We start from the raw sequence: 24,935 nt of genomic DNA, 5'->3' as shown, positions 1-24,935 counted from the left end.
AGCATGGAAGGAGAGCATGGAGATGGAGAGAAAGCAGATTGTACAGCGACATCATCCGGAGTTCGACAGGCTGAATCCATTATCGCCGCTGTCGGTCGGCAATGGGGAATTCGCGTTTACCGCCGACCTTACCGGGCTGCAGACGTTTCCCGAGCAATACGAGGTGCCGCTCGGGACCCAATCGAACTGGGGCTGGCACTTTACGGGGGGACGCCGCCGATTCGATTGGAAGGATGCCGCGCTACAACCGTTTGACACGCATGGCCGCCAGGTCGGTTACCCGATGAAGCCCGGGGATCGGGAGGGGGCATATCAATGGCTGAGGCAAAATCCCCATCGCCTTCATCTCGGCCGCCTGGCCTTCCGATTTTTGGATGAGTCGGGAGAGGAGCTTGATTACGGTCATGCGGGCGGGTTTCGGCAAAAGCTCGACCTCTGGACCGGGGTCCTGTCTAGCTACTTTACCGTTCGCGGGGTGCCTGTCGACGTGATAACGGTTTGCCATCCTGACGCGGATATGCTGGGCGTGAAAGTCGTCTCGCCTCTTGTTGGCAAAGGGCAGCTGCAGGTATTTATCCGCTTTCCCGCACCGGATATGACGCACACCTCCTGGTCCAAGTCCGTGAAGCTCGACTGGGCGAATGACCATCGCCATGAAACGGTTCTGCTCCGGCAGGAGGATGGGGCGGCCTGGATCGAACGAACGATGGATGAGGACCGTTATGCCGTCCGGTGGCAGTGGAGCGGGGGGCGGCTCGAGCAGACGGGGCAGCATGAGTTTACGCTGCATCCGGAAGGAACGGGCGAAACGCATGTCGATGAGCTGGCGTTCTCCGTCGGATTTGCTCCGGGTACGCCCGCTGCCGCCGAGGTGGAAGACATAACGGCAGCCAGCGCCCGTCACTGGGAAGCCTTCTGGCAGAGCGGGGGGGCAATCAGCTTTGAGGGCAGCTCCGATCCGCGCGCCTTTGAGCTGGAGCGGCGGGTGGTCTTGTCGCAATGGCTGTGCGCCGTTCACAGCGGCGGCTCCATGCCGCCGCAGGAAACCGGCCTTATGTACAACAGCTGGTTCGGCAAAGCGCATCTGGAGATGCACTGGTGGCATGCGGCACATTTTGCGTTATGGGGCCGGGCTTCGATTCTGCGGCGCAGCATGGACTGGTACGACCGCATCCTGCCTGTCGCCCGCGAGCTGGCCAGGATGCAAGGCTATGAGGGAGCCCGCTGGCCGAAGATGGTGGGCTTTGACGGCTATCCCTGTCCGTCGCCCGTCGCTCCCGGACTGATCTGGCAGCAGCCGCATCCGATCGCGATGGCGGAGCTCTGTTATAAGGCGGAGCCGACAACGGCGACACTGCGAACACTCCGCGACATCGTGTTCGAATCGGCTGACTTTATGGTGTCCTATGCCCATTGGAATGAGGAGACCGGCGCTTTCGATCTCGGTCCGCCGCTCATTCCTGCGCAGGAATGCCACCCTATGGACGGCAGCGTCAACCCGCCGTATGAGCTGGAATATTGGAGATATGGCCTTCATATTGCCGTGAAGTGGGCCAGCCTCATGGGGATCCGGCCGAATCCGCGCTGGGCGGAGGTAGCAGGCAGGATGGCATCGCCGCCGCAGAAGGATGGCGTCTATTTGGCTCATGCGCTGGCCCCAGACACGTTTACGGCGAAGAATCATGATCATCCGTCCATGCTGTGTGCACTGGGCGTGCTTCCGGGCAGGCTGATCGACCGGGAAACGATGCGCCGTACGCTGAAGAAGGTGAAGGACGTGTGGCAGTGGGAGACGGCATGGGGATGGGACTTTCCGGTATGTGCCATGACGGCGGCCAGGCTTGGGGAGCGCGATCTGGCCGTCGATTTTCTCTTGATGGACGAGGTGAAGAACACGTATTTGCCGAATGGGCACAATTATCAGCGTCCCGGCTTGTCCGCATACCTGCCGGGCAATGGCGGGCTGCTTGCAGCGGTTGCCATGATGGCCTGCGGCTGGGAGGGGCAAGAGGACCCGGACGGTCCCGGGTTCCCTTCGAGCGGCTGGAACGTGCAGTGGGAAGGATTGAAGCCGTGGTTGTAGCTTTAGAATAACCCTGGTTCGAATGATGATGAAATCGCTGGACTGGAGGAATGGATATGGCAAAAGGAACGGTGTGGAGACCAGAACGAAGGCTATACCGGGACCGATTGACCGGAGTGGAGGTCGCGCAATTGACCGACTACAAGGCACACAGCCATCATTTGTATTTTACGGAAAACGGATGGTATGACGGGGGACGGCGGCTGCTGTTCGTATCGGACCGCGGAAACAGCGCCAACCTGTACAGCATGGAGGTGGAGAGCGGCGAGATGCTGCAGTTGACCGATTATCCGGACAATGATGAGCTCGATGCCTGTCTGCAGCCGGATGGGACCGCGGCATTCGTCCGGGTGGGCCGAAGCGTACGCCGGCTCGATCTTGCAACGCTGGAGGAAGTGGAGCTATATGAGGCGCCTCAGGGCTACACGATCGGCAATTTAAGCTGCCCGGCTGACGGCCGGTCGGTGGTTACGTGCATCCAGGAAGATCTGTCGGACCGGATGCAGCTAGATCTGGGCAATGGCTACGTCGGCCACCGCGAGTTGATGCAGGCTCAGCCCCACAGCCGGATCATCCGGCTGGATGCGAAAGGGAGGACGCAGCCGGAGACGCTGTATGAAGAGCATAACTTCATCACCCATATCAACGCTTCGCCGGTGGAGCCGTGGCTGATGACGTTCTGCCACGAAGGCCCCTGGCATGAGGTGGACCATCGCATATGGGGGCTGGATCTGCGAAGCGGAGAGGTTTGGAAAATCCGGGAGCGCCTCGAGCCGGGAGAGAAAGTAGGCCATGAGTTCTTTTATCCCGACGGCGTAACGATCGGGTATCACGGCTTTCGCGTAGACGGCACGAATTTTTTCGGCAGCATCCGGTATGACAATACGGCGATGGAGGAGACGGAATTCGGCTTTGATACGTGGCATGCGTATGCCGATGGCCTCGGGCAGGCCGTCGTTGACGGCAAGGGGGCGGTCCGCACGCTCTCGGTGTGGCGCAAGGACGCCGGCGGGATATATCAGGGGCCGAGCATGCTGTGCGAGCTGCGGTGCAGCTTTCACTCCCAGAAGGTGCATGCGCATCCGCGCTTTGATCCGGAGGGCAAACGGCTGCTGTTCACAAGCGACAAAAACGGCTACGCCAACCTGTATTTGGTTGACATGCCCGATCAGTTCGATACGCTGCCCCCGTTCTCGGTCTAAAATGAACAGAGAGGAGTGAATTACCTTGGCAGAAGCAACGGTTGTGGAACGGATGCCGGTCCGCATCGGCGACACGATTCTGTCCGCCTGCGTGGACGGGTATCACCCGGGCATCGCCAACAAGTGGGGATACGTGGCTGGAATGGCTCTAACCGCGCTTGGAAGGCTGGGCGATTGGACAGGTGAGCAGCGGTATCATGAGGCGGTTAAGCGCCATATGGATGTTTTTATCCGGGATGATGGCTCAATCGCGGGATATACGCTTGAGGAATACAATCTGGATCATATCAACAAAGGCAAAAATCTGCTTCGCCTGTGGCGGACCACGGGAGAAGCCAGGTACCGCCAAGCGGCCGAGCTGCTTGTGTCCCAGCTGATCGGGCAGCCGCGGACGGATGAGGGCGGTTTTTGGCACAAAAAGATTTATCCGTATCAGATGTGGCTGGACGGTCTTTATATGTCCTCTCCGTTCATGGCGGAGTATGCGGCTGCGTTCGGGGAGATGGAATGGTTTGACGAGGCAGCACGGCAGCTGCTGCTTATCGAGCGGCGGACGCGCAATCCGGAGACGGGGCTGCTGCATCATGCCTATGACGAGAGCCGGGAGCAGCGCTGGTGCGATAAGGAGACCGGACGCTCGCGGCACGTCTGGGGACGCGCCATGGGGTGGTATGCCATGGCGCTTGTGGATGCCCTGGAGTTCTTCCCGGTCCGGCATCCGCAGCGCGGGCAGCTGATGGGCATTTTCGAGCGGATGGCCAATGCCATTGTACGGGTTCAGGATCAGGCAAGCGGCTTGTGGTATCAGGTCATGGATTGCAACGGCCGGCAGGGCAACTATCTGGAAGCTTCCGGTTCCTGCATGCTGACCTACGCTTTGGCGAAGGGCATTCGCCTCAAGTATTTGGCCGAAATCGACCGGGAGGTCGTGGAACATGCCTATGAAGGCATTAAGAAGCATTTCGTTACCGTGGATGGGGAGGGCGTTCATCTTCACGGCATTTGCCACGGCGCAGGACTTGGCGGGCGCAAATACCGTGACGGCTCGTATGCGTATTATATAAGCGAACAGGTTGTCAGCGACTCGTTAATGGGCGTCGCTCCGCTCCTGCTTGCCAGTATGGAAATGGAGAGACTGCAGGCGGAAGGGGAAGGCGGTCATCCTCAATGAGTGCCGGGAATCTGCTGACTTTGAGATATCCGGCATCCTGGTGGCGCAATATGTGGCGCGAGGCGCTGCCATCCGGGAACGGCACCATCGGGGCCTCCGTCTTCGGCGGGGTTCAGGAGGAGACGGTGCTGCTGAACCATGAAGGATTATGGCATTGGGGACGGAAGGACCCGTTGCCGGATGTCAGTTCTACACTGCCAGAAACACGAAGGCTTATGGATGAAGGACATTATGACGAAGCCAGCTGGAAGCTGGCGAATGCATTGCGGGAGCGGGGATACGGCACCAAGCTTGCCTCCCGGTTTCCGCTGGCGGCGATCCAGCTGCGGATGCCCGGAAGCCGGGCATTCCGGGAATACCGGCGTACGCTCGATATGGAGACAGGGGAGGTATCCGTCCGGTGGTCCGATGGTGCGGCCCGATATGTCCGGCGGCTGTTCGTTTCCCGCGCGGATTCGGTTGTCGTTTACGACATCCGCCCGGGTGAGCCTGTATGGGAAGATTGCTCCCCTTCCGGTGCACGAGCCGAGCGAGCTGGCGATCCAGGGGATGGAGGAGGGAAGCTCTGCACCGTTTCCGGCGAGATTGGACTGATACTCTATCCGAGCGAGCGTTGGGGGGATTCCCCCGAGTTTAAGGAGCTGGCCGATTCGCTGACCATTCAAGCCGAAGGCTGTTATATCCGATATGCCGCCCGCAACGATGACGGGGAAGACTTCGGGGCCGTGCTGCGGATCATCGGCGAGGACGGGCGCGTCCATACCGGTAAGGAAGGGACGACGATCAGGTTTGAAGCGATGCGAAAGGCGCTGATTCTTGTTAAGGTGTTTGTCGGAGGGCGGCGCGAAGCGAAGTGGAAGGAGCTCGAGCAGGAGTTGGCTGCTCTTCCGGATGCATGTGAATACGAACGGCTCCTTCAGCGGCATGCCGAGCTGCATGGGCCGTTGTTCCATTCCGCTGCCCTGGAGCTGAGCGGAGCCTCCGATGACGGTCGCTCAGGCGAAGAGCTGCTGCTGGAGGCTTATGAAGGCCAGGCCCCAGCTGCGCTTGCCCGCAAAATGTGGGCGTATGGCCGGTATCTGTTCATCAGCGGGACAGGGGCGGAATCGGGTCCGTTCGGGTTATACGGCTTATGGGGCGGTGACTACCGTCTGGTCTGGTGCCATCACATGGCCAACGAAAACATACAGATGATGCACTGGCATGCCAATGTCGGCGGATTGTCTGAACTGGTCAAGCCTTTATTCCGTTATTACGGCGGTCTGATGGAGGATTTCCGCGAGAATGCCTGCAAGCTGTACGGCTCCAGAGGGATTTACATTCCGGCAGGTACCACGCCCGGGATCGGCAAGCCCAGTCAGATCGTGCCCGTCATTTTGAACTGGACGGGAGCCGCCGGATGGCTGTCCCGGCATTTCTACGAGCACTTTCTGTACACGGGGGATACCCGGTTTCTTCAGGAGGAGGCGCTGCCGTTTATGCAGGAGGCCTGGCAATTCTATGCCGATTTTGCGACGGAAGGGGAGGACGGTTTCCTCAAGCTGTATCCTTCGGTTTCACCGGAGAATACGCCGCGCAATTTTATGCCCGAAGACGGCAGACAGCTGGCTCACCCCATGCCGACGACGGTGAATGCAACGATGGACATAGCCATTCTGAAGGAATTGCTTACCCATCTCATCGAAGCGGGCAGAGCGGTCGGCGTTCCGGAAATGGAACAAGCCGAATACGAACGGATGCTGGCAAAAATTCCGCCCTATCGGACGAACCGTGACGGCGCCTTGGCGGAGTGGCTGGATCCCGCCTTCGAGGATCGCTATGAGCATCGGCATCTTTCGCATATCTACCCGCTGTTTCCCGGTCATGAAATTACCCGGGAATCGTCGCCGGAGCTGTTCAGCGCCTGCGAGAACGCGGTGCGGCTGCGCCGCATCGAGGCGCAAAGCGGCTGGTCGCTGGCCCATATGGCTTCCATCTACGCCCGGCTTGGCGATGGGGATCATGCGCTGGAATGTCTGGATATGCTGGCGCGCTCCTGTTTGCTGCCAAATCTGTTTACGCTCCATAACGATTGGAGAGGCATGGGGATTTGCATGGATATGCCTGCTGCCCCTGTTCAGCTCGATGCGAATATGGGATGGGTTCATGCGGTGCAGGAAATGCTGCTGCAGGTATCGCCTCGCATGGTTCGACTGCTCCCAGCCCTGCCTCAGCGCTGGCGCAGGGGCCGGTATGCCGGTTGGAGATTCCATACGGGGCAGATTGCCGCCGAGTGGGATGCCGATACCGGATGGCTGCAGGCCGAGCTTCACGCCGAGCGCCAGACCGATACCGTCGTTTCCTTGCCGGCATGGGCTGGAGCATGCTCATTCTCCGGAGAAGGGGATGTTCAGCCGTCGGAGCAGGGCCGCCGCTGCTTCGCCGTACGGCTGAGGCCTGGAGCACGGCTCACGTTCCGGTGCCGCCCCGATCGGTAAAGTGGGAACCTCGGGTACCCTAAGAAGCACCGATTCGTCGAACCGACCGGTTTCGCCTGCCCCGCATAACCAGTAAACGAAGAAAGGCACCTTTCGAACCCCGGCCTTGGGCCAATGTTCGAAGGTGCCTTTTTTAAGATACCAGCAAGTATAAACTTTGAAGGATCGAATGCCTGATATCGCAGGGAAAACTTCCGCTAAACGCGGTCAGTCTTCTTTGAGCGTACGTCGATAGACCTCTCTCTTATCATTCATGCATGAAATAAAGAATCGGATAAGTTCAGGGAACTCAAGACGATGTCAATCGGAAGCTTACTTCAACTGAACGCCGAATACCGAGCCCGGGGCACCGGCGAACACGATCGTGCCGTTCTCCGGCAGCTTAACTTCGTTCGAGCCGCTGACAAGGGAGTAGTTCAGGACCGTTCCCAGTTCGTCATAGACGGCAAATGCGCCTTCGGCAGGCAATGTGACGGTAAGGGTCTTGCCCTCCGCTCCTTTAGGAACCGTATACCATTTGGCGTATCCGTCGGATTGAATGGTCACCGTGGATCGCTTGCCCTTATACAGGGATTTGATGCCGTCCTCGCTCATATACAGCGTTCCGGAAGCGTTGAAATACTCGACACCCTTTTCTTTGGTGAACTCGATGTCCAGCGTATCCCGGCTGCCCGTGCCCGGAACGTTGTGCTTGGTCGTTGCCCGGTCCCGATCGGTGATTGCCATGTCGAGCACATAACCTTTAAGCTCAGGATTGCGGGCAATTTGCATGGTCGGCTTCATCATGAAGTAGGCGATGGAAGTGTATTTTTCGTTCAGCGGATAATAGGTTTTGCCCTCCCGCTTGCTCCAGGCCGCCTCGACGTCAGGGGTCAGCTTGTTCTCATCCAGCTTTTCGGCAAGATATTGGGAAATCGCTACCTGTCCGAGCTCCGGAACGGTGGCATATTGTCTTACCCAGAGATAGGTTCGGCCGTTGTCTTCCGTGACGAAGCTGGCTTTAATCGTGCCGGCCTCATCGACGAAGGCACCATCCTTGGTATAGATATACTTTTCTTCAGGATAATTGGGCACTTGCGGGACCGAGAGGCTGAGGACGCCTTTTGGATCCAGCTTCACCCGGATTTGCTGCTTGGAAGCACCGTAATAGCCGTCATACTTCAGCAGGTCGCTTGGCAGTTCGGCTTGCACCGGCTTGCCGAAGGATTTGTCGGGCTTGAACTCTTTAATCGTTCCCTTTTCCTTCAAAGCATGCAGCAGCAGCTGGGTTGCCAGCAGCTGGTTCGTCGAGCTGGAGCCGCCGGATGATAATACAGCCGCAGCCATGTCCTGCTCCGGAAGCACGATGAGGGAGGCATGGTACAGGATCGTATCCCCGCCCTTTACCAGAGCCTTCATGCCGTAGTCGTTAAACGGATACAGCCGCACGCTGTCCCAGCCGAGGCCGAAATCGAACGAGTTGTCCGCATCCTCCGGCCACAGGCCGCGCTTATACTCTTCCTGCTCCATCGCGCGTAAGGAGGACTCCGAAAGAATGCCCTCGGCTTCGCCGGTGAAGATGGTACCGAACTTGACGAGGTCTTCTGCGGTGGAGTAGATGCCCCCGGTTCCGATCACGTTGACCGTTTCGTTCGGCAGCTGCTCCGGATACGTCGGATAGTACAAGCCTGCCATTTGATCGAGATCCAGATTGTTCTGCGACGTCTTGGTATGATTCATTCCCAGCGGCTGCGTAAAATGCTCATGAATGAATGCGGTAAAATCTTTGCCGCTGACGCGCTCCACCAAAATTTCAGCCAAGGTAAAGCCGTCGTTGCAATATACGGAGAATGCGCCCGGATCTGCTTTTAACGTCTGGGTGGACAGCTGCTCAAGCAGCGTGTCGTGTGCGTAGGTGTCGTTATCCTCGAACAAAAAGGCGTTCCCAAGGCTGGAGCCTTGCAGGCCCGAGGAATGGTTAAGCAGCATGCGCGGGGTGATCTTCTTGTATCGCTCGTCTTTCATTTTGAATTCGGGTATGTACTGGACCAAAGGCGTATCTAGATTAATCTTTCCGGCCTCCACCAGCTTCATCACCGCTGCGGTCGTAAACACTTTGCTCGTGGACCCGATGCCGTACATCGTATCCTTCGTGAGCGGAATCTTTCCTTCTATATCGTTCATGCCCGATTGGCCCGATGCTTTAATCTCTCCGTTGTCGATTAGGGCATATTGGACGCTGATCGTACCGTACTGCTCGGTAAGAAGCGCCGCTTTCTCCGCAGCGATCTCCTTAAGTCCTTTGGCCGAGGCCGCCGGGTCACCGCTTGCAGCCATGACGCCTGATGGGACCAACAGGGTAAACGTGAGCAAACCTGCCAACATTCGTGAAAGTCGTTTCTTCAATGATAAACCTCCTTATGGTTGATGTATCACTTAGTACGTTTTACCAGCCCGAATGGTTCAATGTTTTTCGAAAAAAATTTCAAACCTTCTCCAAATCGCCCTCGACAAAAGAGAGCTTCAGCGCGTGAAACGGAAACTTGGCGGTTCCCTTCAGCTTCTTATCGTCGACCACGATGCGGCTCCCCGTTCTTGTCAGAATCGGGGTGTCCCCGTTGGACTCCAGAATGCAATCACCTCCAATCCGGCTGAGCAGGCGCCCTGTGAACGCCATGAGCTTCTCCGCCCAGTCCGGCTGATTCGGCAGGATGTCGAACCACAGGCTGAACCGGAGCGGCATGCCGTAATCCTCGCTTTTGAATATCAGTCCCTGTCCGCCTTCTTTGGCCGTCATGGTTGCCCAGTCGAATGAAATGACAAGCTCCTCCGCCGTATTTCGAATGACGTCCCCTTCACCGGCATGCAGCGTTACAAGCGTTGCGCTCAGTTCCTCGAACGATGAGCCTGTTCCCAAATATAAATTGTAAAACACCGAGATCCACTCCTATCTATTTTGGAAACCATCTCGTGATGGTCCCGTCTTTAACAACGAACAGCTCGTCAAGGCCCTCGATCGGCCAATCATCGAACTGCTTCATCAGCTTATCCATCGAGCCCGTGTAGTCGTCCAGATTCAGAACGATGCCGCCGGCCTGCCGCTCGGTTTTGCCAACAACCGTGGACCAGATATTCCGGACGTTGCCCGTATCAGGCGAATAACAGTCAAAGGCTTTGCCGTTGATCAGGAAATCGGGGTTGGACTCGGGCAGAATGCCGTGTCCGTTGCCGCCCTTCGTGCCGGGCAGCATTTCAACATCGTATCCTTGCGAGGCCAGCAGGTCGGCGGTTTCATTTTGCCGCATGATCGGCCGCGGATCATTGGGATCAGGCGTTTCATAGTTGCCTCGCGGCTCGCCGCCGGACGTAGTAGGCTCGGTCAAGCCGGACTCCTCCGGCTTGTTCTCCGGCGGATGATTTTCCCCGGATTTATTGTCGTCGGGTTTATTCTCATCGGGTTTATTCTCATCGGGCTTATTCTCGTCCGGTTTATTCTCGTCAGGTCTGTTATCTTCCGGTTTATCGTTGGGCTTGTTTTGGCCGGGTTTAGTGTCTTCCGGCTTATCGTTCGGCTGCCGGTTCTCGGGTTCCGGCTCCGGCTTTCCGTTCGGAGTTTCTTCATGGCGCTCAGGCATGCCCGGCGTGTCGCCGTCCGGCTTTGGTTTGAGGCCGAGCTTCGATTGAATGGCGTCCAGCAAGCCCTTTGCCCTCGGTCCCAGCCGGTCAGACAGCCATCTCAGCCCTCTTCCTACCGGAATCCGGTCGAGAAGAAAGGCCGTGAGCCCTGCCAGCATATGCTGCGGTGAAAGCAGCTTCTTCGGATCGCGGATGTAGCTGGCGATGCTGTGCCCGCTCGATGCGATATCGAGTCCGGTCAAGGCAAGCCCGAGAGCCGGCCAGAACCCGACGAACATAAAGCCTAAGGCGAATGCCCCGAGAACGATAGCTGCCTGCTCCCACCCGCTTAGGCGGTCCCACCAGTTCTGAAGCGAATCGAACAGGCAGGCGAAGCAGGCGGAATCCGGGGTCTGCATCATCTGAAATCCCGAGAAGACGCCTGCCACAAGCAGAAGAACGGCCAGGGCTCCGAGCAGCACCCCGTATTTTTGCAAATGCTCCTGAACGGTAAGTTCCCGGCTCTTAGCCTCTTCATTCCCATATAGAAAGGAGAAGCCGAGCTCACGTCTTGCTCTGTAAAAGGCAAGGAGGTTTCCGAACCTTTTTCTGCTGCTGAACAGCGCGATTATGGTGTGAAACAACTCGGAGAACGGATTAAGAATGGATTCCTGACCGTACCTAGGCAGGCGCTGTCTAACTTTGTTCAAGTCAACGTAGTCCATGACCAAGCCGCCCGCCAGCATAATCAGGAACACATCTTTGACCCGGTAGCCTTCCCCGGTCCACTCATGGATGGTCATGATCCAGTCCGGCAGCCGGTTTTGCCCGTTCCATGCCACATGATTCAATATGGCCCAGAGCAGCAGGATGACCGGAAACAGGTAGACCCACGGAGTCAGCTTATGGCGGAAACGGACGGCGAATCCAACGCCAAGGGAAATCACGGCGGTATGTAAGGGATGGCCTTCACTCATCATTAACGGAACAATGCTTTCCTCGAAGTATCCCGGAAATAGGGTAAACAGGTCCCAATGGATCGTTTTGCCGCCCAACAACGTTACGCTGTAGTCGTACTGCCGGGCAAGATAGCCGTCATTGACCCAGCGCCTGGAAAGCTCCTCGATAAGTTGGAAGCCGACGCCCGGGGCTGCGCCCAGGAGCACGTAATCGCTAAGGCTTAGCGCAGACGCCCTGCGGGAGAAGAACAGGAATGCCGCGAGCGGCAGCAGCTTCAGGGCTTCTTCCACGATCGGGGTGGCCACCGCCATGGACCAGGTATCCGATGTGCGGCCGCCAAAGATCAGGTGCAGCAGCTGAATCGTAAGATTCGTAAGCGGCACGACCAGAATTACCCCGGACAGCACCAACAGACTGACATGCTTCCACGGCAGCGTTTTGCTCCGGCAGAGCAGCCAGAACTGCAGCAGCACGTAGAATGACCAGAGGTACTGGACCATCATGAGACGGGAATCCCTAATAAAGATGAGGCTGATTAGGAGAAAGATCAAGGAAAGCCAGGAAAATGCGTAGTAAACCTTTACGACCAAAGGGTGCTTCGCGAGCCAGGCGCGCGCCGCTTCGTATACACTCTCCACCGCATCCCGAATGCGGGTTCGGACCATCGTGATGGACATCGTTACCATGCTCCCCTCCCGTGAATGACCAAGCTTTTGCGCGAGAATCGGCGCGGGTTCGGATGATTCTTTTTTCAATATTTTTACACATTCCCGGATTCGTGTGAACCAATATAAGGAAACTTCCCGAGCGGCCGTGCAAAAATGATGCCAACGTATGAGAAGCAGGGGTGCGGAAATACCCATATCCTTAATTCCGCCCATTTAACAAGCCGGGCAAAGGCTGCTCCCGAGCCCTTCACCAATTTTACTGCTCTACTTTCGCAAAAGCCTGTTTCACATTCTGGTCTCCGCCGGTTTGCCCATGATACGGGCATTCCGCCCAATCAGATCATCATGGATTCCGCAAGCGAAGTTCTCTATAATCTTATATAATGAAACCAGCACAGGCCTAAGGAGGAGTAGCATGAAGTTTCGCGTTTCCGCCGTGCAGTACCATCTGCACACGATCCAATCGTTTGATGATTTCGCTCAGCAATCGGAGCATTACATACGGACAGCCGAGGAGTTTGAAGCTAATTTCGTGCTGTTTCCCGAGTTCTTCACAACCCAGCTGATGTCCATTGGAGACGACCAAGGCAGGGCATTATCGATCAATGATTTGCCGGATTTCACGGACCGCTATCTGGAGCTGTTCATCCGTCTTGCGAAGCAATATGACATGCATATTATCGGCGGCACGCATGTGATTCGCCGGGCAGGAAAGCTGTATAACGTGGCGCATCTGTTTTACCCGGACGGCCGCGTGGCCGAGCAGGCCAAGATCCATATCACCCCGTCGGAGGTTACCGGATGGAATATGGGGGCAGGCGAGGGGCTCGAGGTGTTCGAGACCGAGTATGGCACGATTGCCATGCTGACCTGCTATGATATCGAATTCCCCGAAATTGTGCGGATGGCGAAGGCCAAGGGCGCCGACGTTATTTTCTGTCCGTCCTGCACGGATGACCGGCACGGCTTCCACCGCGTCCGTTATACGAGCCACGCCCGTGCGATCGAGAATCAGGTCTATGTCGTATTGACCGGAACGGTCGGCTCGCTGCCGACGGTCGATTTGATGCGGGCCAATTTCGGCCAGGCGGCCATTATTACGCCGAATGACATTCCGTTTCCTCCGAAGGGACTGCTGGCGGAAGGCGAGCTGAACCACGATATGATTATTACGGCCGATCTGGATTTAGACCTGTTATATCAGGTCCGGGAGAAAGGTTCCGTTACGACGTGGCGCGACCGCCGCACGGATCTTTATCCGGATTGGGAGTAAACGGATCGCTACAAAACACGGAAAGGCAGGGGGCGGCATGAGCAGCTATTTTCAGCGGTTTTACGTATTTGACGGCGACCGGCCGGTACCGGTTGTCATTCGCGGCTATACGGCGGACGATTTCGACGAGCTGATCGTAATTCAATCTGAAACCTTCCCGCCGCCGTATCCATCCGAGCAGTGGTGGAACAAGGAACAGCTGACCCAGCATGTAACCCGGTTTCCCGAGGGCGCGTTATGCGTGGAGGCAGACGGGGTGCTGGCCGGATCGATTACCTCGCTGATCGTGGATTACGATCCTTCGGAGCCGGCTCATTCCTGGGCGGATACAACGGACAACGGGTATATCCGGACCCATAAACCGGACGGCAATACGCTTTATATCGCGGATATATGCGTGAGACCCCGGTTTCGTAAACTGGGGCTGGGCAAATGGCTGATCCAGTCGCTGTACCATTTGACCGTGCAGCGCGGGCTGGACCGCCTGTTGGGCGGCGGCCGGATGCCGGGCTATCACAAGTATGCGGACAGGACGAGTGCCGAATCCTATCTGGAGGCGGTCGTCCAGGGGAAGCTGCATGACCCGGTGATTACGTTCCTGCTTCGCTGCGGGCGCACGCCGATCGGCGTCGCGGCCGATTATCTGGAGGATGAGGAGTCATGCAATTACGGGGCTTTGATGGAATGGCTCAATCCGTTTAAAGCTGTACGGGGCGGGCTTAATTGAAGTCTTCCATAGCTATGTTATGCACGGATGAAGAGTCATAATCTACGACCATTAATGAAGGGGGCTTTGCAGTCATGGAATATATTCGGATTACTAGTATCGAGGACCCGCTGTTTCGCAGCATGCACAATCTGATGAAAGAGGTGTTCCCGCCTGAGGAGGTGCTGGAATACGAGCTGTGGAAGGAGCCGCTTGAGGATCCCGGCATCCGCGTGTTTGTAGCGCTGCTTGAAGGGGAAGTGGTCGGGACGACCGAGTACCGGTATTACGAGGATTGGAACGTGGCGATGACCGACTTTACGATCATCGGCCGGGAAGGACTCGGCATCGGCCGGTTCCTGGCGCAGCATCGTTTGAAGGACCTGCATGCCCTTGCGGCCGCCAACGGGAAAGAACTGCTGGGCATGTTCGCCGAAATCTATGATCCATATCGGGTCAGCGACTACGAATTCGGCGGAATCAAGCCGATGGATCCGTTTGTACGGCGCGAGGTGCTCTCGCATCTTGGCTACAAACGTACCGATATCGACTATGTTCACCCGTCCTGGAACAACGACGGAGAGGCGGTAACCGGCCTGGACTTCTGCTTCATGCCGAGCGATGACAGCATGTCGGAGCTGCCTGCCGAGCTGATCGTGAATTTCCTGACGCGCTACTACGCCGTCCTGCCGGAAAAGCCGCAAGCATGGCTTGATATGGTGGCAAAGCTCAAGCAGCGGGAGAAGGTAGCGCTGCTGCCCCTGTAATTTATGGAAGCTTGGTTCCCTGGGGAACCAAGCTTTTTCTTATCCCTGCTTTTAGAACAGAAGGTCGGCCGGTAGCCTGATGCCGTGAGGGGCGGCATGGAAAATAAGCAGGCTTTTTGTCGCAAAGTATGGCGCAAACCCTGCGTGAAGAAGTATAATTTCTGAAGTATTGTACCATCCTCATTTGAATTGCCGGCCCATACTGGATATATTAATACAATAGGTAGAAAAAAGAGGAGCGTATCATGAACGACCGAAAACAAGCGACCATCCGTCTTCAAAGTCTTCACGAAGGCGAGAATACGGTTCAGGAGCTACCGGCTGAGGTGATCTCCAAAGGGAAGGCCTTGTATGTCCGGTATATCGAACCGAAGATGGGACCGCATCAGGGAGAAACCCGGGCGATGCTGAAGCTGACCGAAGATGAGCTGAAGCTTATCCGCCACGGGGAAGTGGAATCTGAACAGACGTTCAGATTAGGACAGAGGCTGCCGGGATTTTACCGTTCTCCATTCACCTCGTTTAATCTGTCTACGCACACTCAGCGCCTGGAGCTTGCCGTGGAAGGTATGTCCGGACGCGCTGCATGGGTGTATGATCTATACGTGCTCGATGAGTTTTCGGGGCACTTTTCCATAAGTTTGACTATTCAGGAGGCTCATGAATCATGACATTGAATCCACTAGACCATATTAACGGGCTGGTCGCGGAAGCGGTGGCCGATGCCGCCGTCGCTGCCGGACTGGTATCCCGCGAGGAGCTTCCGGCAATTACGCTGGAGGTCCCTAAGGATAAATCGCATGGGGACTTGGCTACGAACGCAGCGATGCAGCTGACCCGGATCGCCAAGAAGAACCCGCGCCAGATTGCCGAGGCGATCCTGGAGCATTTGGATACGGCGAAAGCCTCGATTGAGAAGGCCGAGATTGCCGGGCCCGGTTTTATTAACTTTACCTTGAACAAAAGCTATCTTTACCCGGTCGTTGCCCTGGTTCACGAGCAAGGGGAGCGTTACGGACGTGTCGATATCGGCCAAGGCCGGAAGGTTCAAGTGGAGTTTGTCAGCGCCAACCCGACGGGCAGCCTCCATCTTGGACATGCCCGCGGAGCGGCAGTCGGCGACGCGCTGTGCAACGTGCTGGACTATGCGGGTTATGAAGTAACGCGGGAGTACTACATCAATGATGCAGGCAACCAGGTCGTCAATTTGTGCAAATCGCTAGAAGCGCGGTATTTGCAGGAGCTTGGCCAAGAGGCTGAAATGCCGGAGGACGGCTACCACGGCGAAGATATCAAGGGCTTTGCCAAAGAGCTTGTCGCAGAGAAGGGCGATTCTCTTCTGGCGATGAATCCCGGCGAACGGACCGCATTTTTCCGTCAATTCGGGCTTGAGAAGGAGCTCGACAAGATCAAGCGCGATTTGAATCGGTTCCGCGTGCATTTTGACGAATGGTTCAGCGAAACCTCGCTGTACGAGGACGGACTGGTGGAGAAGTCGCTCGAGGAGCTGAAGGCCAAGGGCGAAGCTTATGAGAAAGACGGAGCGGTCTGGCTGCGCACAACGGACTACGGGGATGACAAGGACCGGGTCCTGGTTAAAAATGACGGGACCTACACCTATCTGACGCCGGACATCGCCTACCACCGCAACAAATACGAGCGCGGCTATGACCGCATCATCAACATTTGGGGCGCTGACCACCACGGCTATATTCCCCGTATGAAGGCGGCCATGGAGGCGCTGGGCAACGATCCGGAAAAGCTGACGGTATTGATCGCGCAGATGGTCAGCCTGTTCCAGAACGGCGAGAAGGTGAAGATGTCCAAGCGTACCGGCAAAGCGGTCACGATGGAGGATCTGATGGATGAAGTAGGCGTGGATGCGATCCGCTACTTCTTCACGATGCGGAGCATGGACTCCCATCTCGATTTCGACATGGACCTGGCGGTTTCCACCTCCAATGAAAATCCGGTGTTCTACGTTCAATATGCGCATGCCCGCATATGCAGCGTATTCCGTCAAGCGGAGGAGCAAGGGATTGCGCTCCTTCCGCTTTCCGAGGTTAACCTCGGCGTGCTCACGGCGGAGCATGAATATGACATTTTGCGCAAAATCGGCGAGCTTCCGCAAGAGGTGTCGGTTGCTGCCGAAAACTACGCGCCGCACCGGATCATCCGTTATGTATACGAGCTGGCTTCGCTGTTCCACAGCTATTATAAAGCCCAGCGCGTAATTACCGAGGATGCGGAGCAGACGCAGGCACGCCTTGCGCTGCTGGGAGCCGTGCGCACGGTTATCGCGAACGTGCTGCGCCTGGTCGGCGTATCGGCGCCGGAACGGATGTAGGATTCGACCATACGCATAATCATCGACAGCCGCTTATCCATGATGGAAAGCGGCTGTTTCTATAGGCAGCGGCGTACGGGAGCTATTCGATTCGGGCATGCCGAAGCGTTCTATAATTTCATGCCCTCGCGCAAAAACTTCAGGGCATTTACCTCTCCGTCGGAAGCGCTGAAGCCCTTCTTCAGTTTAAGAGGGGTGGAGGTGCGGCGCAGCAGGGACTTGACCGTCGCCTGTTTAAGGTCAGGCTTTTGGGCGAGGAGCAGTGCGATTGTTCCGCTGATATGCGATGTGGCCATGGAGGTGCCGCTCATCTCATGATATTTGCCTTGCAGCCACGTGGATACGATTTTGTCGCCGGGGGCGTAGATATCGACAAATTGCCCACGGTTGCTGAACGCGGGGATCTTGCGGTTCCGGTCGGTTGCTCCAACGGAAATGGTATGGGGGTAGCGGGCCGGGTAATCGGCCGTGCGGCGCTTGCCGTCATTTCCGGAGGATGCAACGATAATAAGGCCTGCCTGATTGGCCTTGCTGACGATATCAAGCAAGGTTCTGCTCCGGGTCTGCATGCCGAAGCTCATATTGATGATATTGACCTCGGCCCGGACACACCAGTCAATCGCCGTTATGATGTCCGATACAAAGGCCGACCCATTGTGATCAAAGGCTTTCACCGGGTAGACCACCGATCTGGGCGCAACGCCAATCATGCCTTGCGTGCTGTTCGCTGCAGCAATCGTGCCTGATATATGCGTGCCGTGCCCGTTGTCATCATATGGCGGGATGTTCCGGTTAACGAGATTGACCCCCTTGGTCAGGGAGTATCTCAAATCCGGGTGGGCGAAATCCACACCCGTATCAATAACGGCAATCTTGATCCGATGACCTGTTGAGATTGACCAGGTTTGCGGGGCTTTGATCTGTTTGATTCCCCATGGGATCCCGGTTAGCGTTCCAATGCTTCCCTGTATCGCTTGGATATGAACCTGGTGATCCTCCTCGATCATCAGCTCGTTCCGGAATTCCGCCTCAAGCTTTGCAGTTTGGGACGCCGGAGCGATGATGGTCCGGACAAGCGGCGAGAAGCTGACTGAACCGTCGAGGCGGCTTTTTCCGGTGAGTCGCTTCCATTCGCTGATGCACGCATGGTACAGCTTAGGGTCATGAAACGTCAGGAGCCGCCGGTTCTCTCCCCGGACGTTCCGCATAGGGTTCGTCTCCGCAAGTAGTGATTGCATGATCCGGGTGTAGTCCATGTGTGGCAATCTCCCTTCTCGATGAACCGTTGCTTCAGTATTGTATGAGCCGGGGAGGGAGCCCGAATGGGACGCAGCCCTTTTTCCGGGAAATAGGCCCTGTTTCGCGTGTCAAAGCGATAGGGCGAACATAAGATACATGGAGGGAGCCTGCAGAGGTTCTTTCATCTATCCCGTAAGGAGTCGATCCTAGGGGCGGATACAGTCGGAAGGCGGAGACGATGAGTCTCCGCCTTTTTCCATGCATAAGATGCCAACCGCATAAAAACTTGATTTTTATGTTTAAATAGGTTTTACTTAGTTTTGATAATGGATATGTTGAGGGTATAACGTGAAGATTGTGTGAGAGGAAGTGTGCGTTAGTGAGTAATCCGCTCAATTTAAAGATCGATCCGGAGAAGATCCAGGAAATCCCGATGGTTGACCTGGCTTTTATGGTTCTGAAGGCGGCCAATACGCCGTATTATTACCGTGACCTGATGAATGAGGTGGCCAAGCTTCGCGGCTTTACGGAAGAAGAGATTAACGAAACGATTGCCCAGTTATATACCGAGATCAATATAGACGGACGTTTCGCTTGCGTTGGAACGAATCTGTGGGGATTGAAGCGCTGGTATCCTCTGGAGCGCTCCGAGGATCCGATTGCGAACGCCAAGCGCCCTCGCATCATCAATGATGAAGACGATGACGACGATGACTTCACCGATGAAGAGGATACGTACAGCGTGGATGACGTCGAAGACGATTACGACAGCCTGGATGACGAAGATGACGATCTCTTCGCCGAGGACGACGATGCTGACGCTGACGTTGACGACGATGTCGTGATCGATGACGACGATTTGGACGATGAGGATGCCGAAGCGGAGGAAGAAGAGAATCTGGATGGCGAGGAATTCGAAGAGGAAGATCTGGATTAATCCGTGATCGAATACCTTGGAATATGACTTGCCGCGGCCAGTTTCAGCAGGTCGTGAACGGGATTGGGAAATAGGGGGATTTTAAGCCTGTTTCTTCCCTTGACAAGCAGACAAGGCACAGAGTAAACTATTGCTTGGGCTTATGATTGTGGATTAAAATATGTTTAATATAAAAGTGCCCCGTTACTACTCGGGGTCACTTTTTTTGTTTTTATGAGCAGGTGTAGGGGTGTCTTCGGAAGGAGGACGCATCCTTGCTCATAGGGATGTCTTCTACAAGACCTCATGATCGATCTGGATGTAGTCTTTGCAGAAGACAAGGATGAAGGTATCAGAACCTGTTCCTGCCCGAATACGCATGATCGGAAGATCTGTGCGCTTATCGTGGGCCGCCTGGATGGATTGCCCACGCGAAGAGGCGGGGACGGTTTGTAATAGGTCGGAGGTCAGCTCGCTCACCCTTAGGGAAGCGGGCCGTGCTTTTTGTTGGTCCCCTCTGATGAATCTGGGGAAAACGGGTTAGGATAAACATCATATGTCGCCTGAAGTTATGGAGATTATATAGGAGGGTTTTTAACAGTGACAAAGTATATTTTTGTAACAGGCGGGGTTGTATCATCTCTCGGGAAGGGAATTACCGCCGCTTCGCTCGGCCGATTGCTGAAGAACAGAGGACTCAAGGTAACGATTCAGAAGTTCGATCCGTACATTAATATAGATCCGGGCACGATGAGTCCCTATCAGCATGGCGAAGTATTCGTAACGGACGACGGTGCGGAAACCGACCTGGACCTCGGGCACTATGAGCGATTCATCGATATCAATCTGTCGAAGAACAGCAATGTTACGACAGGGAAAGTATATTCCTCGGTAATCAGCAAGGAGCGCCGCGGCGAATATTTGGGCGGTACGGTACAGGTCATTCCGCATATTACGAATGAAATCAAGGAGCGCGTATTCCGTGCAGGACGTGAAGCCGGCTCGGATGTGGTCATTACCGAAATCGGCGGTACGGTCGGCGATATCGAGAGCCTTCCGTTCCTTGAAGCGATCCGTCAGATCAAGAGTGATGTCGGCCGCGAGAACGTGATGTATATCCATGTAACCCTCATTCCATTTATTAAAGCTGCCGGCGAAGTGAAAACGAAGCCGACCCAGCATAGCGTGAAAGAGCTCCGCAGCATCGGCATTCAGCCGAATGTCATCGTATGCCGTACGGAGCATGAGCTTTCGACGGAGATGAAAGCCAAAATCGCGCTCTTCTGCGACATCGATCCGAACGCAGTTGTGGAATGCCGCGATGCGTCCTCTCTGTACGAGGTGCCGCTGAACTTGCGTGACGAGGGTCTTGACGAGATTGTCGTCAACCACTTGAAGCTGACTACGCCGGCGCCTGACATGAGTGAATGGGAGGCTCTGGTTGAGCGCGTATCCAAGCTGGAGAAGACGGTTGAGATTGCCATCGTGGGTAAATACGTGGCGCTTCATGATGCTTACCTCAGCGTGGTCGAATCTTTGTCGCATGCCGGATTCGATGCCAATGCCGAAGTGAAGATCCGCTGGGTGAATGCCGAGGAGATTACGGACGAGAACGTGGAAGAAGCTTTGAACGGAGTCGGGGGCATCCTCGTACCGGGCGGATTCGGCGATCGGGGGATCGAAGGCAAGATCAGCGCGATCCGGTATGCCCGTGAGCGCAACATTCCGTTCTTCGGCATCTGCCTTGGCATGCAGGTATCGGTAATCGAGTATGCCCGTTCCGTCTTGGGATTGCAGGGGGCGAACAGCTCCGAAATCGATCCGGCCACCGAATATCCGGTCATCGATCTTCTGCCGGAGCAGAAGGATGTCGAGGACTTGGGCGGAACGATGCGCCTCGGCTTGTATCCGTGCAAGCTGGCTCCGGGCTCGCTGGCCGAAGCCTGCTACAAGGACGAGCTGGTGTATGAGAGACATCGTCACCGGTATGAGTTCAACAACCAATACCGCGAGGACATTGAAAAGACAGGATTGCGCATTTCCGGGACGTCGCCGGACGGACGTCTGGTCGAAATCGTGGAGATGCCGGGCCATCCTTGGTTCCTTGCCGTGCAATTCCATCCGGAATTCACATCGCGTCCGAACCGCCCTCAGCCGCTGTTCCGCGAATTCGTGAAAGCTTCGATTCAGCATCAGGTGTAATCGGCGAGCTATAGCAGACTGCGCCCATTCCAACGCATAATAGTCCCCTTTAAGCAGACCTTGAGGCGGTTTGCTTAAAGGGGATTTTTTATGCTGAGCAGGCATCATACCTTTTAACAGCAATGGGTATTTCTGTGTTTTGGCAGGGCATTATTTTCCAGAAATTTTTCGAAAGTAAGGAAGGATTTCGACTACAGCGGGCGAATACAGATAATGGTCGGTTTATGGGGCGTTAAGGGCTCTTAGATTTGTGTATCATCAATGCCATTTAAGGATCGGGAGGCTTTGAAGAATGAACGAACCAAGCAAACACAAAGTGTTGATCGTAGATGACCAGAACGGAATTCGGATTCTGCTAGTGGAAGTGTTCAGCAGCGAGGGATATGAAACGTTCCAGGCCGCCAACGGCAAGGCGGCTTTGGAGATCGTGAAGCTGCATGCGCCGGATTTGGTACTGCTCGATATGAAAATTCCGGGGATGGACGGGCTTGAGATTCTAAAGCATATTAAACAGATGAATCCGGATATCAAGGTCATCATGATGACGGCCTACGGCGAGCTGGATATGATTAAGGAAGCGACGGATCTCGGCGCGCTGATGCACTTTACGAAGCCCTTTGATATCGACGAGATGCGGCAGGCCGTCAATATGCAGCTGAAAGGCGCGGCGAACAAGATAGGTTAAGCTATGAATTCTGCTTCAATGGCGGAGTTCTTTTTTTGCCAATATGTGATGCAGGGGATTCGGGAAATGCTTGTTTAGTATTTACGACGCGATGTGGTATAATATATGCGTATGTTATGTCGGCTTTAAACCATAGACAAACTAAGCATCTTTAGGAGGATGAAACCATGCCATTAGTATCAATGACAGATATGCTGAACAAAGCGCTCGAAGGCAAGTATGCTGTTGGTCAGTATAACATCAACAACCTTGAGTGGACTTACGCGATTCTGGAAGCGGCTGAGCAAGAGAAATCCCCGGTTATTCTCGGTGTTTCTGAAGGCGCAGCACGTTACATGGGCGGCTTCAGCACCGTTGTGCACATGGTTAAAGGTCTGATGGAGGACCTGAAAATCACGGTTCCAGTAGCGATTCATCTGGACCATGGATCCAGTGTCGAGAAATGTAAAGAAGCGATCGACGCGGGCTTCACTTCGGTCATGATCGATGATTCCCACAGCCCGATCGACACAAATATTGCAACAACGAAGCAAGTTGTCGAGTATGCTCATGCCAAGGGAGTATCCGTTGAGGCAGAAGTGGGCATGGTAGGCGGCCAAGAAGATGACGTGATCGGCGATGTTATGTACGCGAAGCTTGATGACTGCGTGCGCATCGTGAACGAGACGGGCATCGACACGCTGGCACCTGCGCTTGGCTCCGTACACGGACCATACAAAGGCGAACCAAACCTCGGTTTCAAAGAGATGGAGGAAATTCGCGATGCCGTGAAGCTTCCGCTCGTTCTTCATGGCGGAACAGGTATCCCGACGCATGATATCAAAAAAGCGATCTCGCTCGGTACTTCCAAAATCAACGTCAACACCGAGAACCAAATTTCGTTCACGAAAGTGGTTCGCGAAGTGCTCGCCGCTAAACCAGAAGCTTACGATCCTCGTACGTTCTTGAAGCCAGGCCGTGAAGCGATCAAAGAAACGGTTGTCGGCAAAATCCGCGAGTTCGGCTCCAACAACAAAGCTTAAATTCCATACCTATTCCGAATCCCTTATTGCCCTTGGCGGCTATAACAGTAGATTTGGAATCATCTAAGATATGTTTAGGCTGTCTTATGCTGCACCTTGAATTGGAAAGGCACCGGTTTTCTTGCGGTGCACTTTCCTTTTCATTTACTTACGAACGACTGCCATCAGAACCATTTCCGGCTGCGAAGTGATGTAGGGGGACCCGAAAGCTTATGGAAAAATTGATGATCAGCGGTGGACGCCCACTGCGAGGCACAGTCACCATCAGCGGTGCCAAGAACAGTGCTATAGCGTTAATTCCCGCCGCAATCCTGGCGGATTCAGAAGTCATACTCGATAACTTGCCGCTGCTCAGCGACGTGGCGGTGTACGCCGAAATGCTGAGAGATATCGGCGGAGAGGTATCATGGGAAGGCAATCAGATGAGAATCGATCCTTCTGATATCAAGTCTATTCCGATGCCCAACGGACCCGTGAAGAAACTGCGCGCCTCCTATTATATGATGGGTGCTATGCTTGGAAGATTTAAAGAAGCCGTGATCGGCCTGCCGGGCGGCTGTAATTTTGAACCTCGCCCGATCGACCAGCACATCAAGGGGTTTGAAGCGCTTGGCGCAACCGTGACGAATGAGCACGGTTCCATTCATCTGCATGCCAAGGAGCTGCGGGGCGCTAAGATCTACCTAGATGTAAGCAGTGTCGGCGCGACGATTAATATCATGCTGGCGGCTGCCAAAGCCAAAGGCTCCACAATTATCGAAAATGCGGCCAAAGAGCCTGAAATCATAGATGTTGCTACCCTTCTAAACTCAATGGGAGCCGTCATTAAAGGCGCCGGAACGGAGACAATCCGGATTGAAGGCGTTACGGAAATGCACGGCTGCCGTCACTCGATTATCCCGGATCGGATTCAAGCCGGCACCTACATGATTGCCGCTGCCGCCACGCGCGGCGATGTTCTCATCGACAATGTTATTCCGAAGCATCTGGAAGCGTTAACCGCGAAGCTGATCGAGATGGGCGTCGGCATCGAGGAGCTGGATGAGAGCATCCGCGTAATCGGCAAAGACCGATACAATCACGTGGATGTTAAAGCCCTGATTTATCCCGGATTCGCAACAGATCTGCAGTCGCCGATGACCAGTCTGCTTACGCAAGCCGAGGGAGTCAGCGTTCTTAGTGATTTTGTATATAGCAACCGGTTCAAGCATGTGCCGGAACTGATTCGGATGGGCGCCAAGATTCGCGTGGAGGGACGCTCCGCGATTATCGAAGGAGGCCCGCTGAATGCAGCGAAGGTCAAAGCGACGGACCTCCGTGCCGGCGCGGCGTTGGTCATTGCCGGGCTTACGGTGCCGGAGGGCGTAACCGAGGTCAGCGGCGTACAATTTATTGACCGCGGCTACGACCATTTGGTCGAGAACCTCCGAATGCTCGGGGCCGACGTATGGCGCGAGACCGAAGAAGAATAATTTTCACCCAGGATGAGGGAAATATGCCGTCTTTACTGCATATCTCCCTCTAATTTGGGTAATGCTTATCTAGTAAAGTGTAAAGTAACTCATAGAATGATAGACTTTTTTTACAATCATACTGAAGGCTTGAACGTGAAAAGACACGAAA

The 24,935-nt window shown here is 55.2% G+C and carries 18 protein-coding genes; 14 read left to right on the top strand and 4 right to left on the bottom strand.

Going from position 1 to position 24,935, the window contains the following annotated elements:
• The first annotated feature begins 16 nt into the window (after window positions 1-16).
• Genes NST44_RS04540 through NST44_RS04525 form a run of 4 tightly spaced genes read left to right on the top strand, consistent with a single transcriptional unit; the run spans window position 17 to window position 6,933 of the window.
• Complete coding sequence (locus tag NST44_RS04540; protein WP_340897971.1) at window positions 17-2,083, top strand: glycoside hydrolase family 65; 2,067 nt, start codon at window positions 17-19, stop codon at window positions 2,081-2,083.
• A 56-nt stretch (window positions 2,084-2,139) separates the two neighbouring features.
• Window positions 2,140-3,285: an oligogalacturonate lyase family protein gene (locus NST44_RS04535; RefSeq protein ID WP_340897970.1), complete on the top strand. Its 1,146-nt coding sequence runs from the start codon at window positions 2,140-2,142 to the stop codon at window positions 3,283-3,285.
• Between the two features lie 25 nt (window positions 3,286-3,310).
• Window positions 3,311-4,456 carry a glycoside hydrolase family 88/105 protein gene (locus tag NST44_RS04530; protein WP_340897968.1) on the top strand — a complete coding sequence of 382 codons (1,146 nt, stop codon included), beginning with the start codon at window positions 3,311-3,313 and terminating at the stop codon, window positions 4,454-4,456.
• Window positions 4,453-6,933: a glycosyl hydrolase family 95 catalytic domain-containing protein gene (locus tag NST44_RS04525; RefSeq protein WP_340897967.1), complete on the top strand. Its 2,481-nt coding sequence runs from the start codon at window positions 4,453-4,455 to the stop codon at window positions 6,931-6,933. The genes NST44_RS04530 and NST44_RS04525 overlap by 4 nt, the downstream gene beginning before the upstream one ends.
• A gap of 312 nt (window positions 6,934-7,245) precedes the next feature.
• On the opposite strand, the gene NST44_RS04520 is transcribed toward NST44_RS04525, so the two are convergent.
• From NST44_RS04520 to NST44_RS04510, 3 genes are all read right to left on the bottom strand, one after another.
• Entirely contained in the window at window positions 7,246-9,318 is a 2,073-nt protein-coding gene (locus tag NST44_RS04520) for a serine hydrolase domain-containing protein (protein WP_340897965.1), read from the bottom strand.
• A 79-nt stretch (window positions 9,319-9,397) separates the two neighbouring features.
• Window positions 9,398-9,847, bottom strand: a complete 450-nt coding sequence (locus NST44_RS04515; RefSeq protein ID WP_144871791.1) for a SitI3 family protein — start codon at window positions 9,845-9,847, stop codon at window positions 9,398-9,400.
• Window positions 9,848-9,863: 16 nt separating this feature from the next.
• A complete protein-coding gene (locus tag NST44_RS04510; RefSeq protein ID WP_340897962.1) occupies window positions 9,864-12,173 on the bottom strand; it encodes a CdiA C-terminal domain-containing protein in 2,310 nt (769 codons plus the stop codon).
• Window positions 12,174-12,570: 397 nt separating this feature from the next.
• Between NST44_RS04510 and NST44_RS04505 the strand changes: the two genes are divergently transcribed.
• The 5 genes from NST44_RS04505 (at window position 12,571) to argS (ending at window position 17,248) form a co-directional block, all read left to right on the top strand.
• On the top strand, window positions 12,571-13,428 hold the full coding sequence (locus NST44_RS04505) for a carbon-nitrogen hydrolase family protein (protein ID WP_340897961.1): 858 nt from the start codon (window positions 12,571-12,573) through the stop codon (window positions 13,426-13,428).
• Window positions 13,429-13,465: 37 nt separating this feature from the next.
• A complete protein-coding gene (locus tag NST44_RS04500; RefSeq protein WP_340897960.1) occupies window positions 13,466-14,155 on the top strand; it encodes a GNAT family N-acetyltransferase in 690 nt (229 codons plus the stop codon).
• A 74-nt stretch (window positions 14,156-14,229) separates the two neighbouring features.
• Window positions 14,230-14,901, top strand: coding sequence for a GNAT family N-acetyltransferase (locus tag NST44_RS04495; protein ID WP_340897958.1), 672 nt, complete (start codon window positions 14,230-14,232; stop codon window positions 14,899-14,901).
• Between the two features lie 245 nt (window positions 14,902-15,146).
• Window positions 15,147-15,572, top strand: coding sequence for a DUF1934 domain-containing protein (locus tag NST44_RS04490; RefSeq protein WP_007133137.1), 426 nt, complete (start codon window positions 15,147-15,149; stop codon window positions 15,570-15,572).
• Window positions 15,569-17,248 (top strand): arginine--tRNA ligase, encoded by a 1,680-nt coding sequence (gene argS / locus NST44_RS04485; RefSeq protein ID WP_210095567.1) that lies wholly within the window; start codon window positions 15,569-15,571, stop codon window positions 17,246-17,248. The genes NST44_RS04490 and argS overlap by 4 nt, the downstream gene beginning before the upstream one ends.
• A 110-nt stretch (window positions 17,249-17,358) precedes the next feature.
• Here argS and NST44_RS04480 read toward each other — a convergent pair whose 3' ends face one another.
• Window positions 17,359-18,504, bottom strand: a complete 1,146-nt coding sequence (locus tag NST44_RS04480; RefSeq protein WP_007133135.1) for a S8 family peptidase — start codon at window positions 18,502-18,504, stop codon at window positions 17,359-17,361.
• A gap of 362 nt (window positions 18,505-18,866) precedes the next feature.
• Here NST44_RS04480 and rpoE point away from each other — a divergent pair, with 362 nt between their 5' ends.
• The 5 genes from rpoE to NST44_RS04455 all read left to right on the top strand — a co-directional run bounded on the left by rpoE (window position 18,867) and on the right by NST44_RS04455 (window position 24,784).
• On the top strand, window positions 18,867-19,424 hold the full coding sequence (gene rpoE / locus NST44_RS04475; RefSeq protein ID WP_007133134.1) for a DNA-directed RNA polymerase subunit delta: 558 nt from the start codon (window positions 18,867-18,869) through the stop codon (window positions 19,422-19,424).
• Between the two features lie 579 nt (window positions 19,425-20,003).
• The gene (locus NST44_RS04470; protein ID WP_340897956.1) at window positions 20,004-21,605 is read left to right on the top strand and encodes a CTP synthase; all 1,602 of its coding nucleotides are present in this window, start codon (window positions 20,004-20,006) and stop codon (window positions 21,603-21,605) included.
• A 292-nt stretch (window positions 21,606-21,897) separates the two neighbouring features.
• A complete protein-coding gene (locus tag NST44_RS04465) occupies window positions 21,898-22,290 on the top strand; it encodes a response regulator (protein ID WP_007133132.1) in 393 nt (130 codons plus the stop codon).
• 167 nt (window positions 22,291-22,457) lie between these two features.
• Complete coding sequence (gene fba / locus NST44_RS04460; protein ID WP_007133131.1) at window positions 22,458-23,312, top strand: class II fructose-1,6-bisphosphate aldolase; 855 nt, start codon at window positions 22,458-22,460, stop codon at window positions 23,310-23,312.
• 212 nt (window positions 23,313-23,524) lie between these two features.
• Complete coding sequence (locus NST44_RS04455; RefSeq protein WP_007133130.1) at window positions 23,525-24,784, top strand: UDP-N-acetylglucosamine 1-carboxyvinyltransferase; 1,260 nt, start codon at window positions 23,525-23,527, stop codon at window positions 24,782-24,784.
• The last annotated feature ends 151 nt before the right edge of the window (window positions 24,785-24,935 follow it).

This window comes from Paenibacillus sp. FSL W8-0919 (assembly GCF_038003785.1).
GTDB lineage: Bacteria > Bacillota > Bacilli > Paenibacillales > Paenibacillaceae > Paenibacillus_AQ > Paenibacillus_AQ lactis.
Note: the sequence above shows the minus strand (reverse complement) of the source record. Positions and strands in the feature narration are given on the sequence as shown.

Coding starts and splice junctions, on each gene's coding strand:
- NST44_RS04540 (WP_340897971.1), top strand. CDS start 17: ATGGAGATGGAGAGAAAGCAGATTGTACAGCGACATCATCCGGAGTTC.
- NST44_RS04535 (WP_340897970.1), top strand. CDS start 2,140: ATGGCAAAAGGAACGGTGTGGAGACCAGAACGAAGGCTATACCGGGAC.
- NST44_RS04525 (WP_340897967.1), top strand. CDS start 4,453: ATGAGTGCCGGGAATCTGCTGACTTTGAGATATCCGGCATCCTGGTGG.
- NST44_RS04510 (WP_340897962.1), bottom strand. CDS start 12,173: ATGGTAACGATGTCCATCACGATGGTCCGAACCCGCATTCGGGATGCG.
- NST44_RS04505 (WP_340897961.1), top strand. CDS start 12,571: ATGAAGTTTCGCGTTTCCGCCGTGCAGTACCATCTGCACACGATCCAA.
- NST44_RS04500 (WP_340897960.1), top strand. CDS start 13,466: ATGAGCAGCTATTTTCAGCGGTTTTACGTATTTGACGGCGACCGGCCG.
- NST44_RS04495 (WP_340897958.1), top strand. CDS start 14,230: ATGGAATATATTCGGATTACTAGTATCGAGGACCCGCTGTTTCGCAGC.
- NST44_RS04490 (WP_007133137.1), top strand. CDS start 15,147: ATGAACGACCGAAAACAAGCGACCATCCGTCTTCAAAGTCTTCACGAA.
- argS (WP_210095567.1), top strand. CDS start 15,569: ATGACATTGAATCCACTAGACCATATTAACGGGCTGGTCGCGGAAGCG.
- NST44_RS04480 (WP_007133135.1), bottom strand. CDS start 18,504: ATGGACTACACCCGGATCATGCAATCACTACTTGCGGAGACGAACCCT.
- NST44_RS04465 (WP_007133132.1), top strand. CDS start 21,898: ATGAACGAACCAAGCAAACACAAAGTGTTGATCGTAGATGACCAGAAC.
- fba (WP_007133131.1), top strand. CDS start 22,458: ATGCCATTAGTATCAATGACAGATATGCTGAACAAAGCGCTCGAAGGC.
- NST44_RS04455 (WP_007133130.1), top strand. CDS start 23,525: ATGGAAAAATTGATGATCAGCGGTGGACGCCCACTGCGAGGCACAGTC.